Annotated in this window: 22 protein-coding genes, 1 other RNA gene and 1 riboswitch; of the genes, 15 read left to right on the top strand and 8 right to left on the bottom strand. The window is 66.9% G+C overall.

Features of this window, described 5'->3' with window-relative positions:
• Positions 1 to 117 precede the first annotated feature (117 nt).
• From ABIB29_RS02835 to ABIB29_RS19960, 4 genes are all read left to right on the top strand, one after another.
• A complete protein-coding gene (locus ABIB29_RS02835) occupies positions 118 to 717 on the top strand; it encodes a GDSL-type esterase/lipase family protein (RefSeq protein ID WP_354169840.1) in 600 nt (199 codons plus the stop codon).
• A 130-nt stretch (positions 718 to 847) separates the two neighbouring features.
• Positions 848 to 1,675: a DUF4097 family beta strand repeat-containing protein gene (locus ABIB29_RS02830; RefSeq protein WP_354169838.1), complete on the top strand. Its 828-nt coding sequence runs from the start codon at positions 848 to 850 to the stop codon at positions 1,673 to 1,675.
• A complete protein-coding gene (locus ABIB29_RS02825) occupies positions 1,675 to 2,295 on the top strand; it encodes a PadR family transcriptional regulator (RefSeq protein WP_354169836.1) in 621 nt (206 codons plus the stop codon). The genes ABIB29_RS02830 and ABIB29_RS02825 overlap by 1 nt, the downstream gene beginning before the upstream one ends.
• Positions 2,296 to 2,412: 117 nt before the next feature.
• Positions 2,413 to 2,487, top strand: a complete 75-nt coding sequence (locus tag ABIB29_RS19960; protein WP_369299106.1) for a 50S ribosomal protein bL37 — start codon at positions 2,413 to 2,415, stop codon at positions 2,485 to 2,487.
• Positions 2,488 to 2,587: 100 nt separating this feature from the next.
• Here the strand turns inward: ABIB29_RS19960 and rsrA are convergent, their stop codons facing one another.
• Positions 2,588 to 2,845, bottom strand: coding sequence for a mycothiol system anti-sigma-R factor (rsrA, locus tag ABIB29_RS02820; protein ID WP_354169834.1), 258 nt, complete (start codon positions 2,843 to 2,845; stop codon positions 2,588 to 2,590).
• Positions 2,842 to 3,786 (bottom strand): sigma-70 family RNA polymerase sigma factor, encoded by a 945-nt coding sequence (locus ABIB29_RS02815; RefSeq protein ID WP_502915542.1) that lies wholly within the window; start codon positions 3,784 to 3,786, stop codon positions 2,842 to 2,844. Before ABIB29_RS02815 ends, rsrA begins: the two co-directional genes overlap by 4 nt.
• A 219-nt stretch (positions 3,787 to 4,005) precedes the next feature.
• Here ABIB29_RS02815 and ABIB29_RS02810 point away from each other — a divergent pair, with 219 nt between their 5' ends.
• From ABIB29_RS02810 to ABIB29_RS02760, 11 genes are all read left to right on the top strand, one after another.
• Entirely contained in the window at positions 4,006 to 4,587 is a 582-nt protein-coding gene (locus tag ABIB29_RS02810; RefSeq protein WP_354169832.1) for a DoxX family protein, read from the top strand.
• A 7-nt stretch (positions 4,588 to 4,594) separates the two neighbouring features.
• Positions 4,595 to 6,013, top strand: a complete 1,419-nt coding sequence (gene aroA / locus ABIB29_RS02805; protein ID WP_354169831.1) for a 3-phosphoshikimate 1-carboxyvinyltransferase — start codon at positions 4,595 to 4,597, stop codon at positions 6,011 to 6,013.
• Positions 5,997 to 7,112 (top strand): ribosome small subunit-dependent GTPase A, encoded by a 1,116-nt coding sequence (gene rsgA, locus ABIB29_RS02800; protein WP_354169829.1) that lies wholly within the window; start codon positions 5,997 to 5,999, stop codon positions 7,110 to 7,112. Before aroA ends, rsgA begins: the two co-directional genes overlap by 17 nt.
• A 96-nt stretch (positions 7,113 to 7,208) precedes the next feature.
• Positions 7,209 to 8,021, top strand: coding sequence for a histidinol-phosphatase (gene hisN, locus ABIB29_RS02795; RefSeq protein ID WP_354169827.1), 813 nt, complete (start codon positions 7,209 to 7,211; stop codon positions 8,019 to 8,021).
• A gap of 107 nt (positions 8,022 to 8,128) precedes the next feature.
• A riboswitch (SAM riboswitch) is annotated at positions 8,129 to 8,242 on the top strand.
• A 34-nt stretch (positions 8,243 to 8,276) separates the two neighbouring features.
• Positions 8,277 to 9,749 (top strand): aminotransferase class V-fold PLP-dependent enzyme, encoded by a 1,473-nt coding sequence (locus ABIB29_RS02790; protein ID WP_354169826.1) that lies wholly within the window; start codon positions 8,277 to 8,279, stop codon positions 9,747 to 9,749.
• A gap of 105 nt (positions 9,750 to 9,854) precedes the next feature.
• On the top strand, positions 9,855 to 10,613 hold the full coding sequence (locus ABIB29_RS02785; protein WP_354169824.1) for a class I SAM-dependent methyltransferase: 759 nt from the start codon (positions 9,855 to 9,857) through the stop codon (positions 10,611 to 10,613).
• 36 nt (positions 10,614 to 10,649) lie between these two features.
• Positions 10,650 to 11,363, top strand: coding sequence for a metal-dependent transcriptional regulator (locus ABIB29_RS02780; RefSeq protein WP_354169822.1), 714 nt, complete (start codon positions 10,650 to 10,652; stop codon positions 11,361 to 11,363).
• Between the two features lie 29 nt (positions 11,364 to 11,392).
• Complete coding sequence (locus ABIB29_RS02775; RefSeq protein ID WP_354169821.1) at positions 11,393 to 11,851, top strand: fluoride efflux transporter FluC; 459 nt, start codon at positions 11,393 to 11,395, stop codon at positions 11,849 to 11,851.
• The gene (locus ABIB29_RS02770; RefSeq protein WP_354169819.1) at positions 11,848 to 12,222 is read left to right on the top strand and encodes a fluoride efflux transporter FluC; all 375 of its coding nucleotides are present in this window, start codon (positions 11,848 to 11,850) and stop codon (positions 12,220 to 12,222) included. Before ABIB29_RS02775 ends, ABIB29_RS02770 begins: the two co-directional genes overlap by 4 nt.
• A 77-nt stretch (positions 12,223 to 12,299) precedes the next feature.
• Positions 12,300 to 12,671: a hypothetical protein gene (locus ABIB29_RS02765; protein WP_354169818.1), complete on the top strand. Its 372-nt coding sequence runs from the start codon at positions 12,300 to 12,302 to the stop codon at positions 12,669 to 12,671.
• Between the two features lie 48 nt (positions 12,672 to 12,719).
• On the top strand, positions 12,720 to 12,854 hold the full coding sequence (locus ABIB29_RS02760; RefSeq protein WP_354169816.1) for a hypothetical protein: 135 nt from the start codon (positions 12,720 to 12,722) through the stop codon (positions 12,852 to 12,854).
• Positions 12,855 to 12,974: 120 nt separating this feature from the next.
• Here ABIB29_RS02760 and ABIB29_RS02755 read toward each other — a convergent pair whose 3' ends face one another.
• From ABIB29_RS02755 to ftsE, 6 genes are all read right to left on the bottom strand, one after another.
• The gene (locus ABIB29_RS02755; RefSeq protein ID WP_354169815.1) at positions 12,975 to 13,763 is read right to left on the bottom strand and encodes a CatB-related O-acetyltransferase; all 789 of its coding nucleotides are present in this window, start codon (positions 13,761 to 13,763) and stop codon (positions 12,975 to 12,977) included.
• 170 nt (positions 13,764 to 13,933) lie between these two features.
• Positions 13,934 to 14,302, bottom strand: a transfer-messenger RNA (tmRNA) gene (gene ssrA, locus ABIB29_RS02750).
• A 130-nt stretch (positions 14,303 to 14,432) separates the two neighbouring features.
• Positions 14,433 to 14,903, bottom strand: coding sequence for an SsrA-binding protein SmpB (smpB, locus tag ABIB29_RS02745; RefSeq protein ID WP_226759107.1), 471 nt, complete (start codon positions 14,901 to 14,903; stop codon positions 14,433 to 14,435).
• Between the two features lie 108 nt (positions 14,904 to 15,011).
• Entirely contained in the window at positions 15,012 to 16,424 is a 1,413-nt protein-coding gene (locus ABIB29_RS02740; protein ID WP_354170289.1) for a peptidoglycan DD-metalloendopeptidase family protein, read from the bottom strand.
• Between the two features lie 34 nt (positions 16,425 to 16,458).
• Positions 16,459 to 17,373, bottom strand: coding sequence for a permease-like cell division protein FtsX (gene ftsX / locus ABIB29_RS02735; RefSeq protein WP_354169813.1), 915 nt, complete (start codon positions 17,371 to 17,373; stop codon positions 16,459 to 16,461).
• Positions 17,370 to 18,164: a cell division ATP-binding protein FtsE gene (ftsE, locus tag ABIB29_RS02730; protein WP_354169811.1), complete on the bottom strand. Its 795-nt coding sequence runs from the start codon at positions 18,162 to 18,164 to the stop codon at positions 17,370 to 17,372. Before ftsE ends, ftsX begins: the two co-directional genes overlap by 4 nt.
• Between the last annotated feature and the right edge of the window lie 80 nt (positions 18,165 to 18,244).

Genomic DNA, 18,244 nt, shown 5'->3' with positions numbered 1-18,244 from the left:
CGGCCGGAGATGTACACACGCAACTCCGGCCGGGCACCGTTGTTTAATCGGCCTTGTTCCGCGCCATCGTGGATGGTGGGGACGGGATAATGGACGCTCTGAAGTGAAGAGGTAGTCGTGGAAGATCGAAAGCTGCGGATCGCAGCCGTGGGCGATGAAATGCTGGCCGGGCTGGGTGATCCCCGCGCACTGGGCTGGCTGGGGCGGGTGCTGGCCCGCACGCCGCAGGACGGGCTCTCCCTGGAGTGCTATTCCCTCCCCTGCCCGCAGGAAGGCACGGAAGGCCTGGCCGCACGCTGGCTCCAGGAAGCCGGCCGGCGCTTCAACGACCACCACGAGAACCGTCTGGTGATCGGGCTCTCCGGACGCGATGTCGAGTTTGGGCTCTCCACGGCCCGCAGCCGGCTCAACCTCGCCAACATCCTCGACTCCGCGTCACAGAACAAGATCGAGGTCTTCGTCGTCGGCCCGCCGCCGACCCTGGACCCGACCCAGAACCGCAGGCTCGGCGAGCTCAACACCGCTTTCGCCGACGTCACAACGCGGCGCAAACACCTCTACGTCGACACCTTCTCTCCCCTGCTGAACCACGAGCAGTGGCGTCAGGACCTCGCTGCCAACGGCGGCACCCCCGGCCAAGCCGGCTACGGGCTGATGGCCTGGCTTGTTCTGCACCGCGGCTGGTTCCAGTGGCTGAAAATCGACGCCCCGGAATAGCCTGCCAGGCCACGGGCGCCCGGGCTTTTCGCGATATATCTTGACTGTATGATTCCGGCGATATATCGTGACTCCATAGTCACGATATATCGCAATGATCAGCATGCAGTGTCCCCTGCCCGGAGGAACCATGACAGAGAACAACTGGACCGTCACCGGTCCGCAGACCATCGACGTTGACGGCGTCAGCTCGATCAAACTTGGCATCGTCCGGGGCCGCTTCGACATCGTCGCCCACGATGAGGCCGTCACCCGGATCGAAGTGTCCGATGTTCACGGCGACCCGCTGGCGATCAGCCTCGTCGACGGCCGCCTCGAGGTCCGGCACCAGCTGCACGGGCCGCAGGGCTGGTTCAAGAACCTCATGGGAACCGTCAATAACAGCAGCGCCAACTCGGTGGTCATCAGCATCGCCCTGCCCGCCGGCGTCGAGGTTGAGGCCGGCACGGTCAGCGGCGACGGCATGGTCTCCGGGATCAGCGGGCGCACCCGGCTGAACACGGTCTCCGGTTCCGTCCTGGCCGACGGCACCTCCGGGGACCTGTCCGTCAACACCGTCAGCGGCGAAGTGATCGCACGCAACCACCACGGCGTTCTGACGGCCAAGAGCGTCTCCGGCGAGATCACAGCCTCCGGCGATTTCAGCCACATCCGCGCCAACACCGTCAGCGGGGACCTGAGCTTCGACCTGCACGGCTTTACCCAGGACTTCGGCGCCAACGCGGTCTCGGGTGATGTCACCATCCGCCTCCCGCACGACGTCGGCGTGGACATCATTGCCAAGTCCGCCAGCGGCGCCGTTGTGATTGACGACCTGAGATACAACCAGCCCAGCGGCACCGTGCAGACCATAGCCGGGCCCGACGCGCAGCTCATGCTGGTCCGCACCAACTCCGTCTCGGGCAGGACGTCGATTTTCCACAGCCAGCCCGGCACTGATACCACCACGGGCCCCTGATGCCTCCGGTCTTTGCCCACGGGGCGCTGCGCCTGTATCTGCTCGCGCTGCTGGAGTCCGGCCCGAAGCACGGCTACGAACTCATCAAGGCCCTCAGCGCACGCTTCGGCGGCACCTACTCCCCCAGCGCCGGAACCATCTATCCGCGCCTGGGCAAGCTCGAGGAGGAGGGGCTGGTGGCCACCCACACCGAGGGACGCCGGACCTACTACAGCATCACCCCGGCCGGGCTCGTGGAGCTGAACAGCCGGCGGGATGAACTCGCCGACGTCGAAAACGACATCTCCGCATCGGTCCGGCGGCTCGCGGACAACCTGCGGCACGACATCAAGGCCAACATGCGGGGTCTGCGGGCCGATCTGGCCGCCACGGCCGAGGCCGCGCGTTCCTCGGCGCGCGCGGCCGGATCCACTGTCGCCTCACTCGCGGGCCAGCGCTACTCGCAGGAGGGCGACAGCCGGCTGCGTGAAGCGGAGATGCTGGTGCAGGCGTTCCGCGATGACATCCGCGTGGAACTGCGCCGGCACGGCGGCCGGCATCCGATTACTTCCGTGACGCTGGAGACGGTCAAGACGGTGCTGGACCAGGCACGGATCTCCATTCGCAACTCCCTGGACTGATTCGCGGTGGGTTTGTCCCCCTGGGACGATGCCCGCCCCGCCGGTTCGCGGCGGGTGCCCTGATGTGGGAGACTTGAGGGCAGCTCTTTTGAGTACCAGAAATTAAGGAGGCCAGCTATGAGCAAGCGTGCACGTAAACGTCGTGACCGTAAGCGTGGCGGCGCGAACCACGGCAAGCGCCCCAACACCTAAGCAAAGCTTGGAATGACAGCTTTAAACGAATGACCCCGGAAACCTCACGGTATCCGGGGTCATTCGTTTTTGTCTGGCGTGACGCCGCGGTGTCCCCGGGTCAGGCCTCGACCGAGCTGGAGTGAATCCGGTCCAGGATCGAGTTCTTGAGATTCTCCGGGGCAGCCTCGGTGCAGGAGCGCTTCACCATGACGCGGATGACACATTCGAGGTCGTACTGCTCAAAGCATTCCGGGCACCCGTCCAGGTGGTCCTTGATCTCGGCGATGTCATCGTGCGTGAGGGCACCATCCAGATACTCGTAGATACGTTGCATCCGGGCGTCGTCGCAATCGCCCAGTCCCTGGCAGTCGCTCATTTCCTGTTCTCCTGTTTGTTGCTTCCGGCCGCCGCTGTGGCATCGGCGGCCCTGAATCCCCGCTCGGCGGCGTAGTCGGCGAGCATGTCCCGCAGCATCTTCCGGCCCCGGTGCAGGCGGGACATCACGGTCCCGATCGGGGTGTTCATGATGTCTGAAATTTCCTTGTACGCGAATCCCTCGACGTCGGCGAAGTAGACCGCCAGCCGGAATTCCTCGGGAATGGCCTGCAGGGCGCGCTTCACGTCGGAGTCCGGCAGGTGGTCCAGCGCCTCGGCCTCCGCCGATCGGAGTCCGGACGAGGTGTGCGACTCGGCCCGGGCGAGCTGCCAGTCCTCGATGGTGTCCGAGTTCGACTGCAGCGGCTCGCGTTGCCGTTTGCGGTAAAGGTTGATGTAGGTGTTCGTCAGGATGCGGTACAGCCAGGCTTTGAGGTTGGTGCCCGGCTTGTACTGGTGGAACGCGGAAAACGCCTTCGTATACGCCTCCTGGACCAGGTCCTCGGCATCAGCGGGATTCCTGGCCATTCGCATGGCCGCGGAGTACAGCTGGTCAACGTATTGCATCGCGTCGCGTTCAAAACGTACCCGGCGCTCCTCCGTGGTTTCCGTCGCCACGTCCAGGGCCTGCCCGTCCACGATCGTCTCCCGGGCGGCAGCATCCTGCACGGCAGCTGTCGCCGCGCCGTCTGCCCCTGGTGCCTCAGTCCCTGCGGCGGAGCCGGACGCGGGCGCCGTTCCAGTTTCCGGGGCAGGTTCGGGGATTGCGCCGGCGGGGCCGGCAGCAGGTGACTTCGCGGGCGTGGCGCCGTTTCCGGCGACCTCGTGCATGGCCGCAACGGCCGGATCCATGGTGCTCATTGCGTCCCAGTCTACTGTCACGTTGCGGCGGGCGCCCGGAGCCGCCGAAACTGCCGGGCTGGTTCGTTCCTGCAGGGCCATCGTCCACAATTCCGCCGGGTCTGCCGCCACATGGGCGTCCTTCACCAGAATCAAATCTCCGCCTTCCCGCTCATCTTCAGGTCATCGTCCAGCCGCACAACGGCGGCCGGGATCTTTCATTCACAACCCCGCCCGGCGGGCAAATATTCCGCAAAAGTGCAAGACTAGAACCGGTTCCCCCGCATCGATTCCGCGGTTCGTTCATCCAGGAGGAAATTCATGTCCTTTGTCCGCTTTCTCGCCCGGCCCATGCTCGCCTCCAGTTTCGTCCTTGCAGGCATGGACAAGCTCAAGAACGCGGATGATACGGCCACGCAGCTCTCACCCCTGCTGCGCCGTGCGGCTGAATCCCTGCCGTTCCAGACCAACGAAAAGGTGCTGGCCCGCGTTATCGGCGGAACCCAGGTCGGAGCAGGCGTGCTCTTCGCGCTGGGCAAGTCAGCGCGCCTCGCCGCCACGGTCCTTGCCGTCATCTCCGCACTCAACGGCTACGTTGAATGGCGCAGCGCCGACATCACCTCCAAGGAGGGCCGCGACGCCCGCCGCAAGCAGCTGCTCAAGAACGTCTCGCTGACCGGAGGCGTGCTGCTGGCTGCCGTCGACACGAACGGCCGGCCCAGCCTGGCCTGGCGGGCCGAGCACCTCGCCGCGGACGCCAAGAAGAATGCCGGCCACTTCGCCGCCGACGTCAAGAAGTCCACCGGCCACCTCGCCACCGACGTCAAGAAGACCACCAACAAGCAGCTGAAGAAGGCCGACAAAGCCGTGCGCAAAGCTGTAGACCACACCGTCGGAGCCTAAAGCAGCAATGACAGGCACCACCCCCACCGCAGCTGCCCCCTCCGTCCCCGCCGCGGGCGCACCGCTCTGGCGGGCGCCGTTCGCCGAACAGCCGCTCGACGCAACGGTTACCGTTCCGGGATCCAAATCCCTGACCAACCGCTACCTTGTGCTGGCCGCCCTCGCCGATGGACCCTCGCGGTTGCGGGCCCCGCTGCATTCCCGGGACTCCGCGCTCATGATCGAGGCACTGCGGCAACTCGGGGCCACCATCACGGAGGTTCCGGGGGACGGCGACTTTGGTCCCGACCTGGCCATCACGCCCATCAGCCAGGACGCCGCCGGGTCCCCGACCGGCATCGACTGCGGACTGGCCGGGACGGTCATGAGGTTCGTCCCGCCCGTCGCGGCTCTGCGCCGGGGAGTGACACTGTTCGACGGCGATCCGCACGCGCGCAACCGCCCGATGGGGCCGATCATCGAGGCGCTCACCGGGCTGGGCGTCGCCGTCACCGCGCCCGACGGCGGTCCCGCCTCCTCGCTGCCGTTCGCCGTCGCCGGTACCGGCGACGTGCGGGGCGGCCACCTCGTCATCGATGCCAGCGCTTCCTCGCAGTTTGTGTCCGCGCTGCTCCTGACCGGTGCCCGCTTCACCGAGGGACTGCACCTTGAGCATCAGAACCAGGACCACGCCGGGAAGCCCGTCCCCAGCCTGGACCACATCAACATGACAGTTGCCGTACTCCGCGGAGCCGGGGTCGCCGTGGACGATTCCCGCCCGAACCACTGGATTGTCTCCCCCGGGCCCATCCGCGCCTTTGACCTCAGGATCGAACAGGACCTCTCCAACGCGGGCCCATTCCTGGCGGCGGCCCTCGCCACCCGCGGCACAGTCCGCATCCCCAACTGGCCGGCCGAGACCACCCAGGTCGGCGATCTGTGGCGCAGTATCCTCACGACGATGGGGGCCACGGTGACGCTCACGGACGGCACCCTGGCCGTCACCGGCGGCCCGGAGATCAAGGGAGCGGACTTCGACGAGACCAGCGAACTCGCCCCCACAGTCGCAGCACTGTGCGCCCTGGCCAGCGGACCCTCCCGGCTGAGCGGCATCGCGCATCTCCGCGGGCACGAAACAGACCGGCTGGCCGCTCTCGTCGCAGAGATCAACCGCCTGGGCGGCGACGCCGAGGAGACCTCCGACGGCCTCATCATCCGGCCCGCACCGCTGCACGGCGGTGTCGTCCACAGCTACGCCGACCACCGTATGGCCACCGCAGGCGCCATCCTGGGCCTGGCCGTTCCCGGCATCGAAGTCGAGGACATTGCGACCACCGCCAAGACGATGCCGGACTTCCCGCAGTTGTGGGAGTCCATGCTCGCCCAGGGCACCGCCGGAAGCGCAGCCCCCGCAAAGAAGGACGCCTCCGGTGGCACGCAGCACTGACTCCTGGGACGAATCCGACGTCCGGATCCGCCCCAACAAAAAGGGCACCCGGCCCCGCACCAAGGACCGGCCCGCCTACGACGACGCCGTCACGGGGCGGATCATCACCGTTGACCGCGGACGGTACACGGCCGTCGTCGCCGAAGGCACCCCCGAAGAACGAAAGATCATCGCAGCCCGGGCCCGGGAACTGCGCCGCAACCCCGTCGTCGCTGGCGACTTCGTCTCCCTCGTCGGGGACGTCAGTGGCGAATCCGACACCCTGGCCCGGCTGGTCAAGATCCAGGACCGCAGGACCCTGCTGCGGCGCAGCGCCGACGACACGGACCCGATCGAGCGCGCCGTCGTCGCCAATGCCGACACGCTGGTGATTGTGGTGGCGGCCGCCAATCCGGAGCCCCGGACCGGGTTCATCGACCGGGCCCTCGTGGCCGCGTACGACGCCGGAATCGAGCCGTTGCTGCTCGTCACCAAGGCCGACGTCAAGGATCCCGCGGAACTCCTCTCCAACTACCAGCACCTTGCCTTCCCGGTGATCATCTCCAAGACGGCGGACTCCGCCGCCTCCGGCATCGATGCCCGCTCGGACGACGGGCTTTCCGCCCGGCTGGACAAGGACGCCGTCTCCCAGCTGCGCGCCCACCTCGACGGGAAGGTCACCGTCATGCTGGGCCACTCCGGGGTGGGCAAGTCCACCATGGTCAACGCACTGACCGGCGCGGAGCGCGCCACCGGCGGCGTCAACGCCGTGACCGGGCGGGGCCGCCACACCTCCTCCTCCGCGCTGGCCCTCAAAGTCAACGATGCGCCGCCGGGCAGCTGGATCATCGACACCCCCGGCATCCGCTCCTTTGGCCTGGCCCACGTGGACCCCGACCGGATCCTGCGCTCCTTCCCGGATCTCGAGCCCGGCACCGACGACTGCGAGCGGGGCTGCAAGCACGATTCCAGCGCCGTCAACTGCGGGGTGGACGCCTGGGTGGCCGCCGGCCATGCCGGCGAGTCCGGCCCCGCCCGGCTCGCCTCGCTCCGCCGCCTGCTGGGCACCGACCCGCGGATGGAAGCCCAGGACGTCAAGGAACTGGGCACCGTCTCCTAGCTCCCCGGCCGTCAGCCGCCCCGTGCCCGGCCGCATCCGGCGGCGCAGGCCCGTGGCCTCCCGCCCCGCAGCCCGCTTTGGCGGTAGTTTGGAACCATGAGTCAACCCGCTTCGAGCTACAACGATGACCTGCGCCTTGCCCATGTACTGGCAGATTCCGTAGATTCCCAGACCATGAGCCGCTTCAAGGCACTCGACCTTCGGATTGAGACGAAGCCGGACCTGACGCCGGTAACCGACGCCGACAAATCGGTCGAGGAGGCCATCCGCGGCCAACTCTCCCGCTCCCGTCCGCGCGACGCCGTCCTCGGCGAGGAGTTTGGCAGTTCCGGCCATGGCTCCCGCCGGTGGATCATCGACCCGATTGACGGGACCAAGAACTTCGTCCGCGGCGTGCCGGTCTGGGCCACGCTGATTGCCCTCGTCGACGAGGGCGAGCCGGTCGTCGGCGTCGTCAGCGCCCCGGCGCTGGGCAAGCGCTGGTGGGCCGCCAAGGGCGCCGGCGCCTATATGGGCCGTTCGCTGGCTGCCGCCACCCGGCTGAAAGTCTCCAACGTCTCCAAGCTCTCGGACGCCTCCCTGTCCTATTCCAGCCTGGGCGGCTGGAAGCAGCGCGGCAACCTCGACGAGTTCCTTGACCTCACCGAGAAGGTCTGGCGCACCCGCGCGTACGGCGACTTCTGGTCCTACTGCCTCGTGGCCGAAGGTGCCGTCGACATCGCCAGCGAGCCCGAACTGAACCTCTACGACATGGCCGCGCTGGTCCCGATCGTCACGGAGGCCGGGGGACGCTTCACCTCCCTCGAAGGCGAAGACGGCCCGTTCGGCGGCAACGCCCTCGCCACCAACTCCATCCTGCACTCGGAGGTTCTCAAGCGCCTCAACCCGGGCCTGGACGACCTGCTCTAGACTTTTCCGGCGGCGTTCTGCAGTTTCCGGCGGCATCGCGTAACAAAGCACTTCACATTCATGCCCCGCCTTTTCTGCGGCGGCAGGCATGTCCTAGGCTCGGAGCAGGTCACGAGTGCCAGCGCTAAACCCCGGTTTGCTGGCCGGCAACCCTCCATTCGCGGTGGGGTGCCCCGGGTGACGACCTGGCCGGTCCGGAACGGACCCGGCAAGCGCGGATCCCCGGTGTGTGGGGTCCTTTTCGAGCGAGGTCCCATGACGACTGCCACCATTCCTGCCACCCCTGACTTTCAGACCGGCGCCAGCCCGGCCCGTCCCGATGCGCGGTTCGCCGTTGCCCGACGGCCGCTGGCCGCCGTGACCGGCGCCGAGATCCAGGCACCGCTCATCCAAGGCGGCCACGTCCGCTACGCCAACCTGGACTACGGCGCCTCGGCCCCTGCCCTGTCCGTGGTCTCGGCCTACCTCAACGAGATCCTGCCTTACTACGCCAGCGTCCACCGCGGCGCCGGCTACGCCTCGCAGATCAGCACCTCGGTCTACGAGAACGCCCGCACCATTGTCCGGGAATTCGTGGGCGGCCGGCCGGACGATGCGGTGATCTTCACCCGGAACACCACCGATTCCCTGAACCTGCTGGCCGGCTGCCTGCCCGCCGTCGACGGTGTGCACACCGGCGAGGTGCTGTACCTCGACATCGAGCACCACGCCAACCTGCTGCCGTGGCAGCGCGTCCCGCACCGCAGCGTCATCGCTGCCCCCACCCTCGCCGCCACGCTGGAACTGCTCCGCGCGGAACTCGCCCACGGCGGCGTCAGCCTGCTCGCCGTGACCGGCGCCTCCAACGTCACCGGCGAGATCCTGCCGATCCGGGCCCTGGCCGCCCTGGCCCACGACTACGGCGCCAGGATCGTCGTGGACGCCGCCCAGCTGGCACCCCACCGGCGGATCGACATCGCCGCGGACGACGTCGACTACCTCGCCTTCTCCGGGCACAAGCTCTACGCACCGTTCGGCGCCGGGGTTCTGATCGGCCGGCCCGACTGGCTCGACGCCGGCACCCCGCATCTGGCCGGCGGCGGAGCCGTGCAGGACGCCAGGATTGACAGCGTCAGCTGGACCACCGGCCCGGCCCGGCATGAAGGCGGCTCCCCCAACGTCCTCGGCGCCGCGGCCCTGGCCCGGGCCACCCAGGTGATCGCCGATCTGGACGTGGACCAGTGGCACGCGCACGAAAACGCCATCCGGTCCTTCCTCGTCGAGGGCCTTAGCCGGATTGACGGTGTGACGGTCCACCAAATCTTCTCGGACAGTGCCTCCTTCGGCTCTCCGGCGGGCGCCGGGCCGGGCAACGCCGCCGGTACCGGCACCGGCACGATCGGCGTCGTCAACTTCTCGGTGGAAGGCTACGACGCGGGACTGGTTGCTGCGTACCTGTCGGCCGAACACGGCATCGGGCTGCGCGACGGCCGCTTCTGCGCGCACCCACTGCTCCGGCGGCTCGGGCTCCCTTCGGGCTCGCTGCGGGCCAGTTTCGGTGTGGGGTCCCGGCTGGAGGACGCCCAGCGCCTTCTCGCCGCCCTCCAGGAACTGCGCCGGACCGGCCTCGGCTGGGACTATGTCGTGGACGCCGGACGCTGGGTGCCGTCCAACGACACCCGCAGCTACCCGCACTGGGCCCCCAACACGCCCGGCACCGCCGGCGCTGCCCCCTGCACGCAGGACTGACAGCTCCCCCGCCGGGGAGTCCGCTGTCCCGGCCGGGAATCACCGACCCTGCCGCGTGCGGTAAATTCGAAAGGTACCATCCGGACCTGCCGAAGGAGATCGCACGTGGCACGCGGCGGACCCAAACTGCATCAGGAACGGCGCCAGGAGCTGGGGCAGAGTTTCCAGGACGGCGGGGAACAATATGAACGCGTCCGTCCCGGGTACCCCGACGACTCGGCTGACTGGCTGGTCCCCCGGGGCGCCAGGGACGCCGCGGACCTCGGCGCCGGAACCGGGAAGTTCACCGCGCTGCTGGCCGTGCGCGGCCTGCACACGGTCGCGGTGGACCCGTCCGCCGACATGCTGGAACAGCTGCGCCGGACGCTTCCGGGCGTCACCGCCGTCGAGGGTACCGCCGAGCACACCGGGCTGCCCGCGGGGGCGTTCGACCTCGTCACCGTCGCCCAGGCCTGGCACTGGTGCGATCCGCTCCTGGCCAGCACGGAGATCGCACGGATCCTCCGCCCCCACGGGGTGCTGGGGCTGATCTGGAACCAGCTGGACACGTCCGTTCCCTGGGTGCACCGCCTCTCGCGCATCATGCACGCCGGCGATGTGCACAAACCGCACTTCACACCGCCCCTTGGCCCGGAATTCACGGGACTGGAGAGCCACCTCACCCGCTGGGAAGATCCGGTGCGGACCGCCGACATCATGGAGCTGACGAAGTCCCGCAGCTACTACCTGGCCGCCAGCGAAACGACCCGGGCCAAGGTCCTGGGCAACCTCGACTGGTACCTGCACGGGCACCTTGGCCACCACCCCGGCGAAGTCCTTCCGCTCCCCTACCTGACGCAGAGCTGGCGGGCCGTCCGGGCCTGACCGTCTCCGGCGCCGCCTGACGGTAGGCTGGAAACTGTGAAGACCAGTCTGCCCTCCTCCTCGATCGAGGACTACGTCAAGGTCATCTACTCCTTTACGGAGTGGCAGGACAAGCCCATCACCTCCACCCAGCTGGCCCAACGGCTCGGCGTCGCCAACTCCTCGGTCTCCGAAATGGTGCGCAAGCTCAAGGACCAGGGCCTCGTGGACCACCAGCCCTACAGTGCCATCACGCTGACGGCCGACGGCGTCCGGCTGGCGTTGTCCATGGTCCGGCGGCACCGGCTCATCGAAACCTTCCTGGTCCGTGAGCTCGGCTATCGCTGGGACGAGGTCCACGACGAGGCCGAGCTCCTGGAGCACGCCGTCTCGGACACTTTTATCGACCGGATGGCAGCAAAGCTCGGGAACCCGGTGCGGGACCCGCACGGCGATCCGATCCCGGCCGCGGACGGTTCCGTCCTGATGCCCGCTGCCCACCGGATGAGCGATCTCGATGACGGGCACAAGGGCCGGATCACCCGCATCAGCGACGAGAACCCTGAATTGCTGCGCTACCTTTCCGCCGAGGCGATTGATCTGGACGCGGAGGTGGAGGTCGTGGGCCGCAAGCCGTTCGGCGGCGCCCTGGTGGTGCGGATCGGATCCGGTGCGGCCCGGCACGAGTTCGACCTCGCCGAGGAAGTCGCCTCCGCCCTCTGGGTCCACAGCGAGTCCGGCCATCCCGGCTGCAGCCTCAAGCGGCCCTGAATGAGAGATGCGCTGACCGGAGCCGCGGCATGAAGCGCGCAGCGAAGTTTCCCGCAGCGGCGGTTGCTTCGGCACGTCCCGGGGTGCCGGGCTGGCGTGCGTGGGCGGCCGTCGCCGTCGGCGGGCTGATCGGCACGGAACTGCGCTACGGTGCCGGGCTCGTGTTCCCCGAGACAGCGGGCTCCATCCCCTGGACCACTCTGGTGATCAACGTCGTCGGCAGCTTTGTCCTCGCGGCCCTCACCACGGTCTGGATCGCCCGGCCGAAGACCGCCTTCTGGCTGCGCGCCGGGCTCGGCCCCGGACTGCTGGGTTCCTTCACCACCTTTTCGGCCGTGGTGTTCGCCATCGACCAGCAGTTCCGTGGCGGCTTCCATGCCAGCTGGCTGGCCTACCTGGGCCTGTCACTGGTCCTGGGCCTCGGCGCCGCGGCCGGCGGCTGGAAAACGGGCAAGGCGCTGGCCGACCTGAGCGGCGGAGCCTCATGATCACCGCCATGCTGGTGGGAGTCTTCGGCGTCGCCGGCGCCCTGTTGCGCTTCGGCGTCGACTCCTGGTTTGCGCACCACCCGGGGCGCCATCCGCACTGGCCCTGGGCGACCCTCACCGTCAACGTGGCCGGCTCCTTCATCATCGGCGCCGCCCTGGGGATCACGGGCCAGCTGGGGCTCGGGGCCGAGTGGCAGTCCGGCCTCTCCGCGGGGCTCGCCGGAGGTCTCACCACCTTCAGTTCCTGGACCACCGCCACGGTGCGGCTGGTCAGCGAGACGCGCTACCGCGCCGCCGCCCTCAACGTTGCCGCGAATCTGGTCGCCGGACTTGCGGCGGCAGCCCTCGGCCTGGCCCTCACAGGGCTGTGACTCACGGGGCTGTGACGAGCCTTACTCCGGCGTCCTGACGGCGATTCGGGGACCGTCCCATCCCGTATCGTTGAAGGATGGTTACCCGACGTGAAGCAGCCCAGATCCTCGACATTCCGCTGGAAATGGCCCACCGTCACGGCATCCCGCCCCGGCTGACCGACGCCGAGCTCGGCGACCTCCTGGACAATCCGCCGGCCTGGCTCGTGCAGTCCAAGGCCAACCGCACCGGCAAGCGCCCCATCTGGGTCCAGCTGACCTGCGCGGTGTGCGGGTTCTCCGAGGCGGCCCGGCCGAAGAAGTGGTGGCCGGACTTCACCTACGTGTGCTGCGCCCACCACGCTCCGTCCGAGATCCCCGGTGCGGCTGCCGGGCTGGTCCGCAGCGAGTATGAGGGTGTGGGCAGCCGCTTCGTCGGCATCGTAGACGTTGCGGTGCCCGAGGCGTAACTTAATACCAGGGGGCATCCCGGCCCCCTGCTGTTAGGGAGCGCCCACATGCCTGACAAGACCCCGCACCGGAGCACGGCAAAGAAGCCGGTGAAAACCATCAAGGAAAAACGGGCTGAGAAGAAGTCCAAGAACGTCGCGGAAACGCACGCGGACCCTGTTGCCCACATCAAAAAGCGCTGAGCACGGCCGCCAGCCGGGCCGTGCAGGCAAAACAAGAGGCCGGAAGCTGACGCTTCCGGCCTCTTGTGTGGAACGCTGCTTCCTAGCCCCAGGGTTCGTTCCCGGCGTGACTCCGAGCAGCTAGGACAACGCGGGCAAGGTGACCTCAGCGAACTGGTAGGGGCTGAGGTCCCCCGCATCGATGCCTTCCAGCAGTTCCGTGAAGTCTGTTCCAAGCGAGTGGAATACCTGACGCGGATCGTAACTCCACCAACGGCTGCACAGCAGTCGTTCAATGGTGGCTTCGTCGAAACGGTATTTGATGACCTGAGCGGGGTTGCCGCCTACGATCGCGTAGGGGGGAACGTCCCTGGTGACGGTGCTGTTCGTCGCGACAACTGCGCCCGTCCCGATTTTGATTCCCATCGCCAGGGTGACGTTAGAGCCAATCCAGACGTCATTTCCGATGCGGGGGTATGGCTTGTCCGGTGTGGTCGAGTATCCGGCCGCATGCTCCGTGATCGCTTCGGTGACGAACTCGCGGAAGAGGTGGTTTCCGGGGCGGAATGTGAGAGCGGAAGTGGTCAGTAGCTCGAGCGGGTGGCTTGAATCGATGAACCGGAGGCCGCCGGAGATGGAGCAGTATCGTCCGACGCTCGCACCGTCAGGCAGCCCGGAGTACGAGTAGGTGAACGCACCGACGGAAGCCAACCCGGATGCGCGCCGTCCGCCGATCATGGGCATGTACGCGCCTCCGTAGAGCCCGACATTCTGCTCGATGACGACTTCGCTAAACAACGTAATCTCGGCGCCCTCAGTGAGCCAGCCGTATGTTCCGCCCTTCGGCGCCGGGCTGTCGCGCCGGAGAAGAATCGTCTTATCGAAGAGTTCCGCTGTGAGTTCGGGCGTGACCGTAAATCGAGTCTGCATCCCTAGATCGTACGTTGAGCCTGACGGGATGGTCCCATCAAGTCTCGCTGCACGTGGTCAACGAATGCACCAACTCCCCCAGCCCGCCCGTTTCGTGTTTAAACCAAATCGGGGTCCGCGGCAACAGGCAAAAGAAAACCCCTAGATCACACGGATCTAGGGGTTTTCTTGGGTGGAGATGGGGGGAATTGAACCCCCGTCCGATGTCGTGTTGTCAGGGCTTCTCCGGGCGCAGTTTGCGTCGGATTTTCTCGGCCCCAGCCATGCTGCAAACAGCTGGCTGATCCGGGCCCAGTCATCAAAGAGTCCCGTTCACCCCGATGACGGGGGTAAACAGCAGTGGCTATTTAAATGACGCCAGGATCCGGGGCAATAGCAACCTCGGGCTGACGGACTGTCTTACTGCTTAGGCAGCGAGAGCGAAGTCAGTGCGTTTTGATTCGGCACTTATTGGTTTGCAGACAGCGTTTACGAGATAATTCTGCATCCTCGGCCCGCTTCACCTGTCGCGACTAACATCGTCGAAACCGATCATCCCCGTATTTTTTTATCAAACCGATCAGGTCTGGTGCCGAACCGCTGTTGCGGTTTCCGCGCCGTTCCTTCCCGGACTATTAGCATAACGCACGTCCCCGCGGAATCATTCCCGCGGGTTTCGGACGTTGTTCCCTAGCGCCGGTTCCGCTCGCGCATGACACGCAGGGCCTCGCGCTTGTCCTGTTGCTCGCGCAGGGTCTGGCGCTTGTCGTATTCCTTCTTGCCGCGGGCGACGCCGATCTCCACTTTCGCCCGGCCGTCCAGGAAGTACAGCTGGAGCGGGACGATCGTGAAGCCTGATTCGCGGATCTTGTGCGAGATCTTGGTGAGTTCGTCGCGGTGCAGCAGCAGCTTCCGACGGCGGCGCGCGGCGTGGTTGGTCCAGCTCCCCTGGTGGTACTCGGGGATGTGGATGCCCTCCATCCACAGCTCGTCGTTGTAGAAGGTGCAGAAGCCGTCAACCATGGACGCGTGGCCCTCACGGAGGGACTTCACCTCGGTGCCCATAAGCGCGATCCCGGCCTCGTAGGTGTCGAGGATCGTATAGTCGTGCCGGGCCTTACGGTTGGTGGCCACTACCTTACGGCCACTTTCTTTCGGCACGGTAGAACTCCTTGGATCGATGGGTGGGCCCGCTGCCGGGGCGGCGCGGGCTTGTTCCAGTTTACGGCAGAGCCGCAGCCCAGCCGCGGGCCTTCCGCTCCGGGCGGATCAGAGCAGGTTCATCGGGTCCACGGCCCGGCCGTTGAGCCAGGTCTCGAAGTGCGAATGGCAGCCAGTGGAGTTACCGGTGGTTCCCGAATAGGCGATCAGCTGTCCCTGGCTGACCTGTTGTCCGGGGGAAACCGTCACACTGACGTTGTGGTAGTAGACGGTGGTCAGCGAGTTTCCCTGGACGACGCCGTGCGAGATCTTCACATTGTTGCCGCCGCCGTCGTTGGCCCAGCCGGCTGAGAAAACGTTGCCAGCCGCCGCTGCGTAGACCGGCGTGCCGCAGGCCGCGGCGAAGTCGATTCCGGTGTGCATGTAGCCGCCCTGGCCGTAGAAGTCGGTGGTGCCTGGCGGAGTAACGCGCCAGCCGAAGCCGGAACTGATCCGCACGCCGTTGAAGGGGTGCCGAAGCCCGAACGCCGACGGGTTTCCGGGCGGGGCGGGGACGTACGGCGCCGGGGGCTTGACCTGTCCAGCGGCCCGGGCGGCCGCCGCGGCGGCTGCCGCGGCCGCCTCGGCGATCCGGCGCTGTTCGGCTTCCCAGGCCTCGCGCAGCTTGCGGTCGCGCTCGACGATGTCCGCCGCGACAGCGTCCTGCTGTGCCTTGACTTGGGCGATCTGGGTCTGGATGGCGGGCTTGGCAGCCTGGAGTTCGGCGTCGAGCCGGGAGGTGTCGGAAATGAGCTGGTCCACCTGGGCTTTTTTGGCCTCGGCCTCATCACGCGCGGCCTGTTCCCGGGCCAGGGCGGCGTCGGCTTTGGCCTTGAGGTCCGTAATTTCGGCTTCCACCGCTTCGAGCCTGGCCTGGGAGTTGACGTTGGTGGCGCTCTGCTGGGTGAGCTTGTCCATCGCGGAGTTCTGGCTGCGCATCGCCTGGTCGGCCAGGTCGATGGTGTCCGTGAGGCTGCCGCCGTTGTTCGAGCCGAAGAACAGCGAAAGGTTGGAGGGCACGCCGCCGGACTTGTAGGCCTGGGTGGCGATCTGCCCGATCAGCTTTTTGGTGTCGGCGATTTTCTGCTTGTCCGTCTCGAGCTGCTGGGTGATCTTTGCCTTGTTCTGCTGCGCCAGGTCCACGCGGGCGGCGAGGGCCTCGGCCTCCTTGACGGCACTGGCCACGCGGCCTTGGGCCTCCAGCAGCGCCTGCTGCGCGCCAGGGAGCTGGCCCTGGTACAGGACGAGGTCCGCGGCGGCCTGCGCGATCCGGGAATCCACGAATTCGAGGGAATGCTGGACCCGGGCCGCTTCCTCGCGGAGAGCGGCCTGCTGGTCCTCGAGGGTGTCGGCAAACGCCACCGGGGTCGGGGCACCCAGGCTGGCTGCCAGGACCAGCGCCAGTGCGGCGCCGACGATGCGGCTGCGGCGGCCGGCCACCGGGAGCCTGGTCGAAACCGGCTGCGGTGCGGGTCGGTGCATCCGTGTCATGGGCTTTCCCTTTTCGTTGTGCACGCTAAACCCTCAAGTATCGCCGGAGGGTCAGGAGTGATGATACTCCTGCCAGCAGGACTCCGAGGCCAATCAGGGCCGGCGCCAGAATCAGCGTCTGCGCTGCGGAGATAAAGGCGGTATCCGGATACTGCTGGGACAGGTACCCGCCCAGGAAGAAGTGCGCCACGGCCCACAGCGTTGCCGAGGCCAGCGCCGCGCCGATCACGGCGGCAATCACGCCTTCCAGGATGAACGGCAGCTGAATCACCATCTTCGACGCCCCGACCAGGCGCATGATCCCGGTCTCCCGCCGCCGGCTGAAGGCCGAAAGCCGGATCGTGGTGGCGATCAGCAGGATGGCACAGACGATCATGACGCCGGCGACGCTGACGGCCACGAGCGACGCGGCGTTCATGACCGAGAAGAGCCGTTCCAGGAGCTGGCGCTGGTCGATCACGGTTTCGACGCCGGCCTGCGAGGAGAACGTCTCGCTGATGATCTGGTACTTCTCCGGGTCCTTCATGTTGATCCGGAAGGAGGCCGGAAGCTGATCCGGCGTCACCGAGTCGACAATCGGGGAATTGGAGAACTGTTCCTTGAAGTGCTTGTAAGCGTCGTCCTTGGACTCGAACTGGAAGTCGTTGACGTACTGGGCCACCGCGGGCGATTCCAGCAGCTTGCCCAGGTTGTCCTGCTGTTCCGGGGTGGCGGGGCCGGTGGCGCAGCCGGCCGCCGTCGAACCGTCACTGCAGAGGAAGATGGCGACCTGGACTTTGTCGTACCAGTAGCCCTTCATCTGGTTGATCTGCAGTTGCAGCATGCCGGCGGCGCCGACAAAGGTCAGGGACACGAACGTCACCAGGATGACCGAGACCACCATGGAGAGGTTGCGGCGCAGGCCGCTGCCGATTTCGGCGAGGACGAATTGGAGCCTCACAGCTGGACCTCCCCGGCGGTGCGGGCGTCGGAGCCGGTGGCGGCAGCGGGCTGGGGTTCCCGGCCGCTGGCATCGCGCAGGCGGCGGGACTGTCCCACGACCGGAATCATGGAGGTGTAGAGGGCTTTGGCCTCGTCCCGGATGATGACGCCGTTGCGCAGTTCAACAACGCGTTTGCGCATCTCGTTGACGATGTCGTCATCGTGCGTGGCCATAACGACGGTGGTGCCGTTCTGGTTGATCTTGTCCAGCACCCCCATGATGCCCATGGAGGTGGTGGGGTCCAGGTTGCCGGTGGGCTCATCGGCCAGCAGGATGCCGGGCCGGTTGACGACGGCGCGGGCGATCGCCACGCGCTGCTGCTCACCGCCGGAGAGTTCGTGCGGAAGGCGGTTTTCCTTGCCTTCGAGGCCGACGGTTTTCAGGACCTCGGGAACGGTATCGCGGATGACGCTGCGGCTCTTGCCGATGACCTGCATGGCGAAGGCGACGTTGGCGAACACGGTCTTCTGCGGCAGCAGGCGGAAATCCTGGAACACGACGCCGATCCCGCGGCGGAGCCGGGGCACGCGCCAGCTGGAGATATTCGCTACGTTTTGGCCGGCGACGTAAACGGCACCGGAGGAGGCGCGGTCCTCTTTGAGGACAAGGCGCAGGAAGGTGGACTTGCCGGACCCGGAGGCCCCGACAAGGAAGGCGAATTCGCCGCGGTCGATCTCAAGGTTGATCGAATCCAGCGCGGGTCGCGCCTTCTGGTCGTAGACCTTGGTGACATTTTCGAAACGGATCATGGCCCTAAGTACCCTGCAGGACGTGGACGGGTACGGCCCTGTTCTGCTGCCGGCGCGCGGGCTTTCTAGTGGGGGAAGTA

This window comes from Arthrobacter sp. UYEF36, from assembly GCF_040547025.1.
In the GTDB taxonomy this organism is placed as follows: domain Bacteria; phylum Actinomycetota; class Actinomycetes; order Actinomycetales; family Micrococcaceae; genus Arthrobacter.
This window is presented reverse-complemented; position numbering and strand designations above follow the sequence as displayed.

What these genes read in the sequence shown, in the direction of transcription:
- ABIB29_RS02760 (WP_354169816.1), top strand. Translation starts at nt 12,720, where the DNA reads ATGCCTGACAAGACCCCGCACCGGAGCACGGCAAAGAAGCCGGTGAAA.
- ftsE (WP_354169811.1), bottom strand. Translation starts at nt 18,164, where the DNA reads ATGATCCGTTTCGAAAATGTCACCAAGGTCTACGACCAGAAGGCGCGA.
- ABIB29_RS02755 (WP_354169815.1), bottom strand. Translation starts at nt 13,763, where the DNA reads ATGCAGACTCGATTTACGGTCACGCCCGAACTCACAGCGGAACTCTTC.
- ABIB29_RS02740 (WP_354170289.1), bottom strand. Translation starts at nt 16,424, where the DNA reads ATGCACCGACCCGCACCGCAGCCGGTTTCGACCAGGCTCCCGGTGGCC.
- ABIB29_RS02815 (WP_502915542.1), bottom strand. Translation starts at nt 3,786, where the DNA reads ATGGCCCTGCAGGAACGAACCAGCCCGGCAGTTTCGGCGGCTCCGGGC.
- hisN (WP_354169827.1), top strand. Translation starts at nt 7,209, where the DNA reads ATGAGTCAACCCGCTTCGAGCTACAACGATGACCTGCGCCTTGCCCAT.
- ABIB29_RS02790 (WP_354169826.1), top strand. Translation starts at nt 8,277, where the DNA reads ATGACGACTGCCACCATTCCTGCCACCCCTGACTTTCAGACCGGCGCC.
- ABIB29_RS02775 (WP_354169821.1), top strand. Translation starts at nt 11,393, where the DNA reads ATGAAGCGCGCAGCGAAGTTTCCCGCAGCGGCGGTTGCTTCGGCACGT.
- ABIB29_RS02810 (WP_354169832.1), top strand. Translation starts at nt 4,006, where the DNA reads ATGTCCTTTGTCCGCTTTCTCGCCCGGCCCATGCTCGCCTCCAGTTTC.
- ABIB29_RS02825 (WP_354169836.1), top strand. Translation starts at nt 1,675, where the DNA reads ATGCCTCCGGTCTTTGCCCACGGGGCGCTGCGCCTGTATCTGCTCGCG.
- ABIB29_RS02765 (WP_354169818.1), top strand. Translation starts at nt 12,300, where the DNA reads ATGGTTACCCGACGTGAAGCAGCCCAGATCCTCGACATTCCGCTGGAA.
- aroA (WP_354169831.1), top strand. Translation starts at nt 4,595, where the DNA reads ATGACAGGCACCACCCCCACCGCAGCTGCCCCCTCCGTCCCCGCCGCG.
- rsrA (WP_354169834.1), bottom strand. Translation starts at nt 2,845, where the DNA reads ATGAGCGACTGCCAGGGACTGGGCGATTGCGACGACGCCCGGATGCAA.
- ABIB29_RS02830 (WP_354169838.1), top strand. Translation starts at nt 848, where the DNA reads ATGACAGAGAACAACTGGACCGTCACCGGTCCGCAGACCATCGACGTT.
- ABIB29_RS02770 (WP_354169819.1), top strand. Translation starts at nt 11,848, where the DNA reads ATGATCACCGCCATGCTGGTGGGAGTCTTCGGCGTCGCCGGCGCCCTG.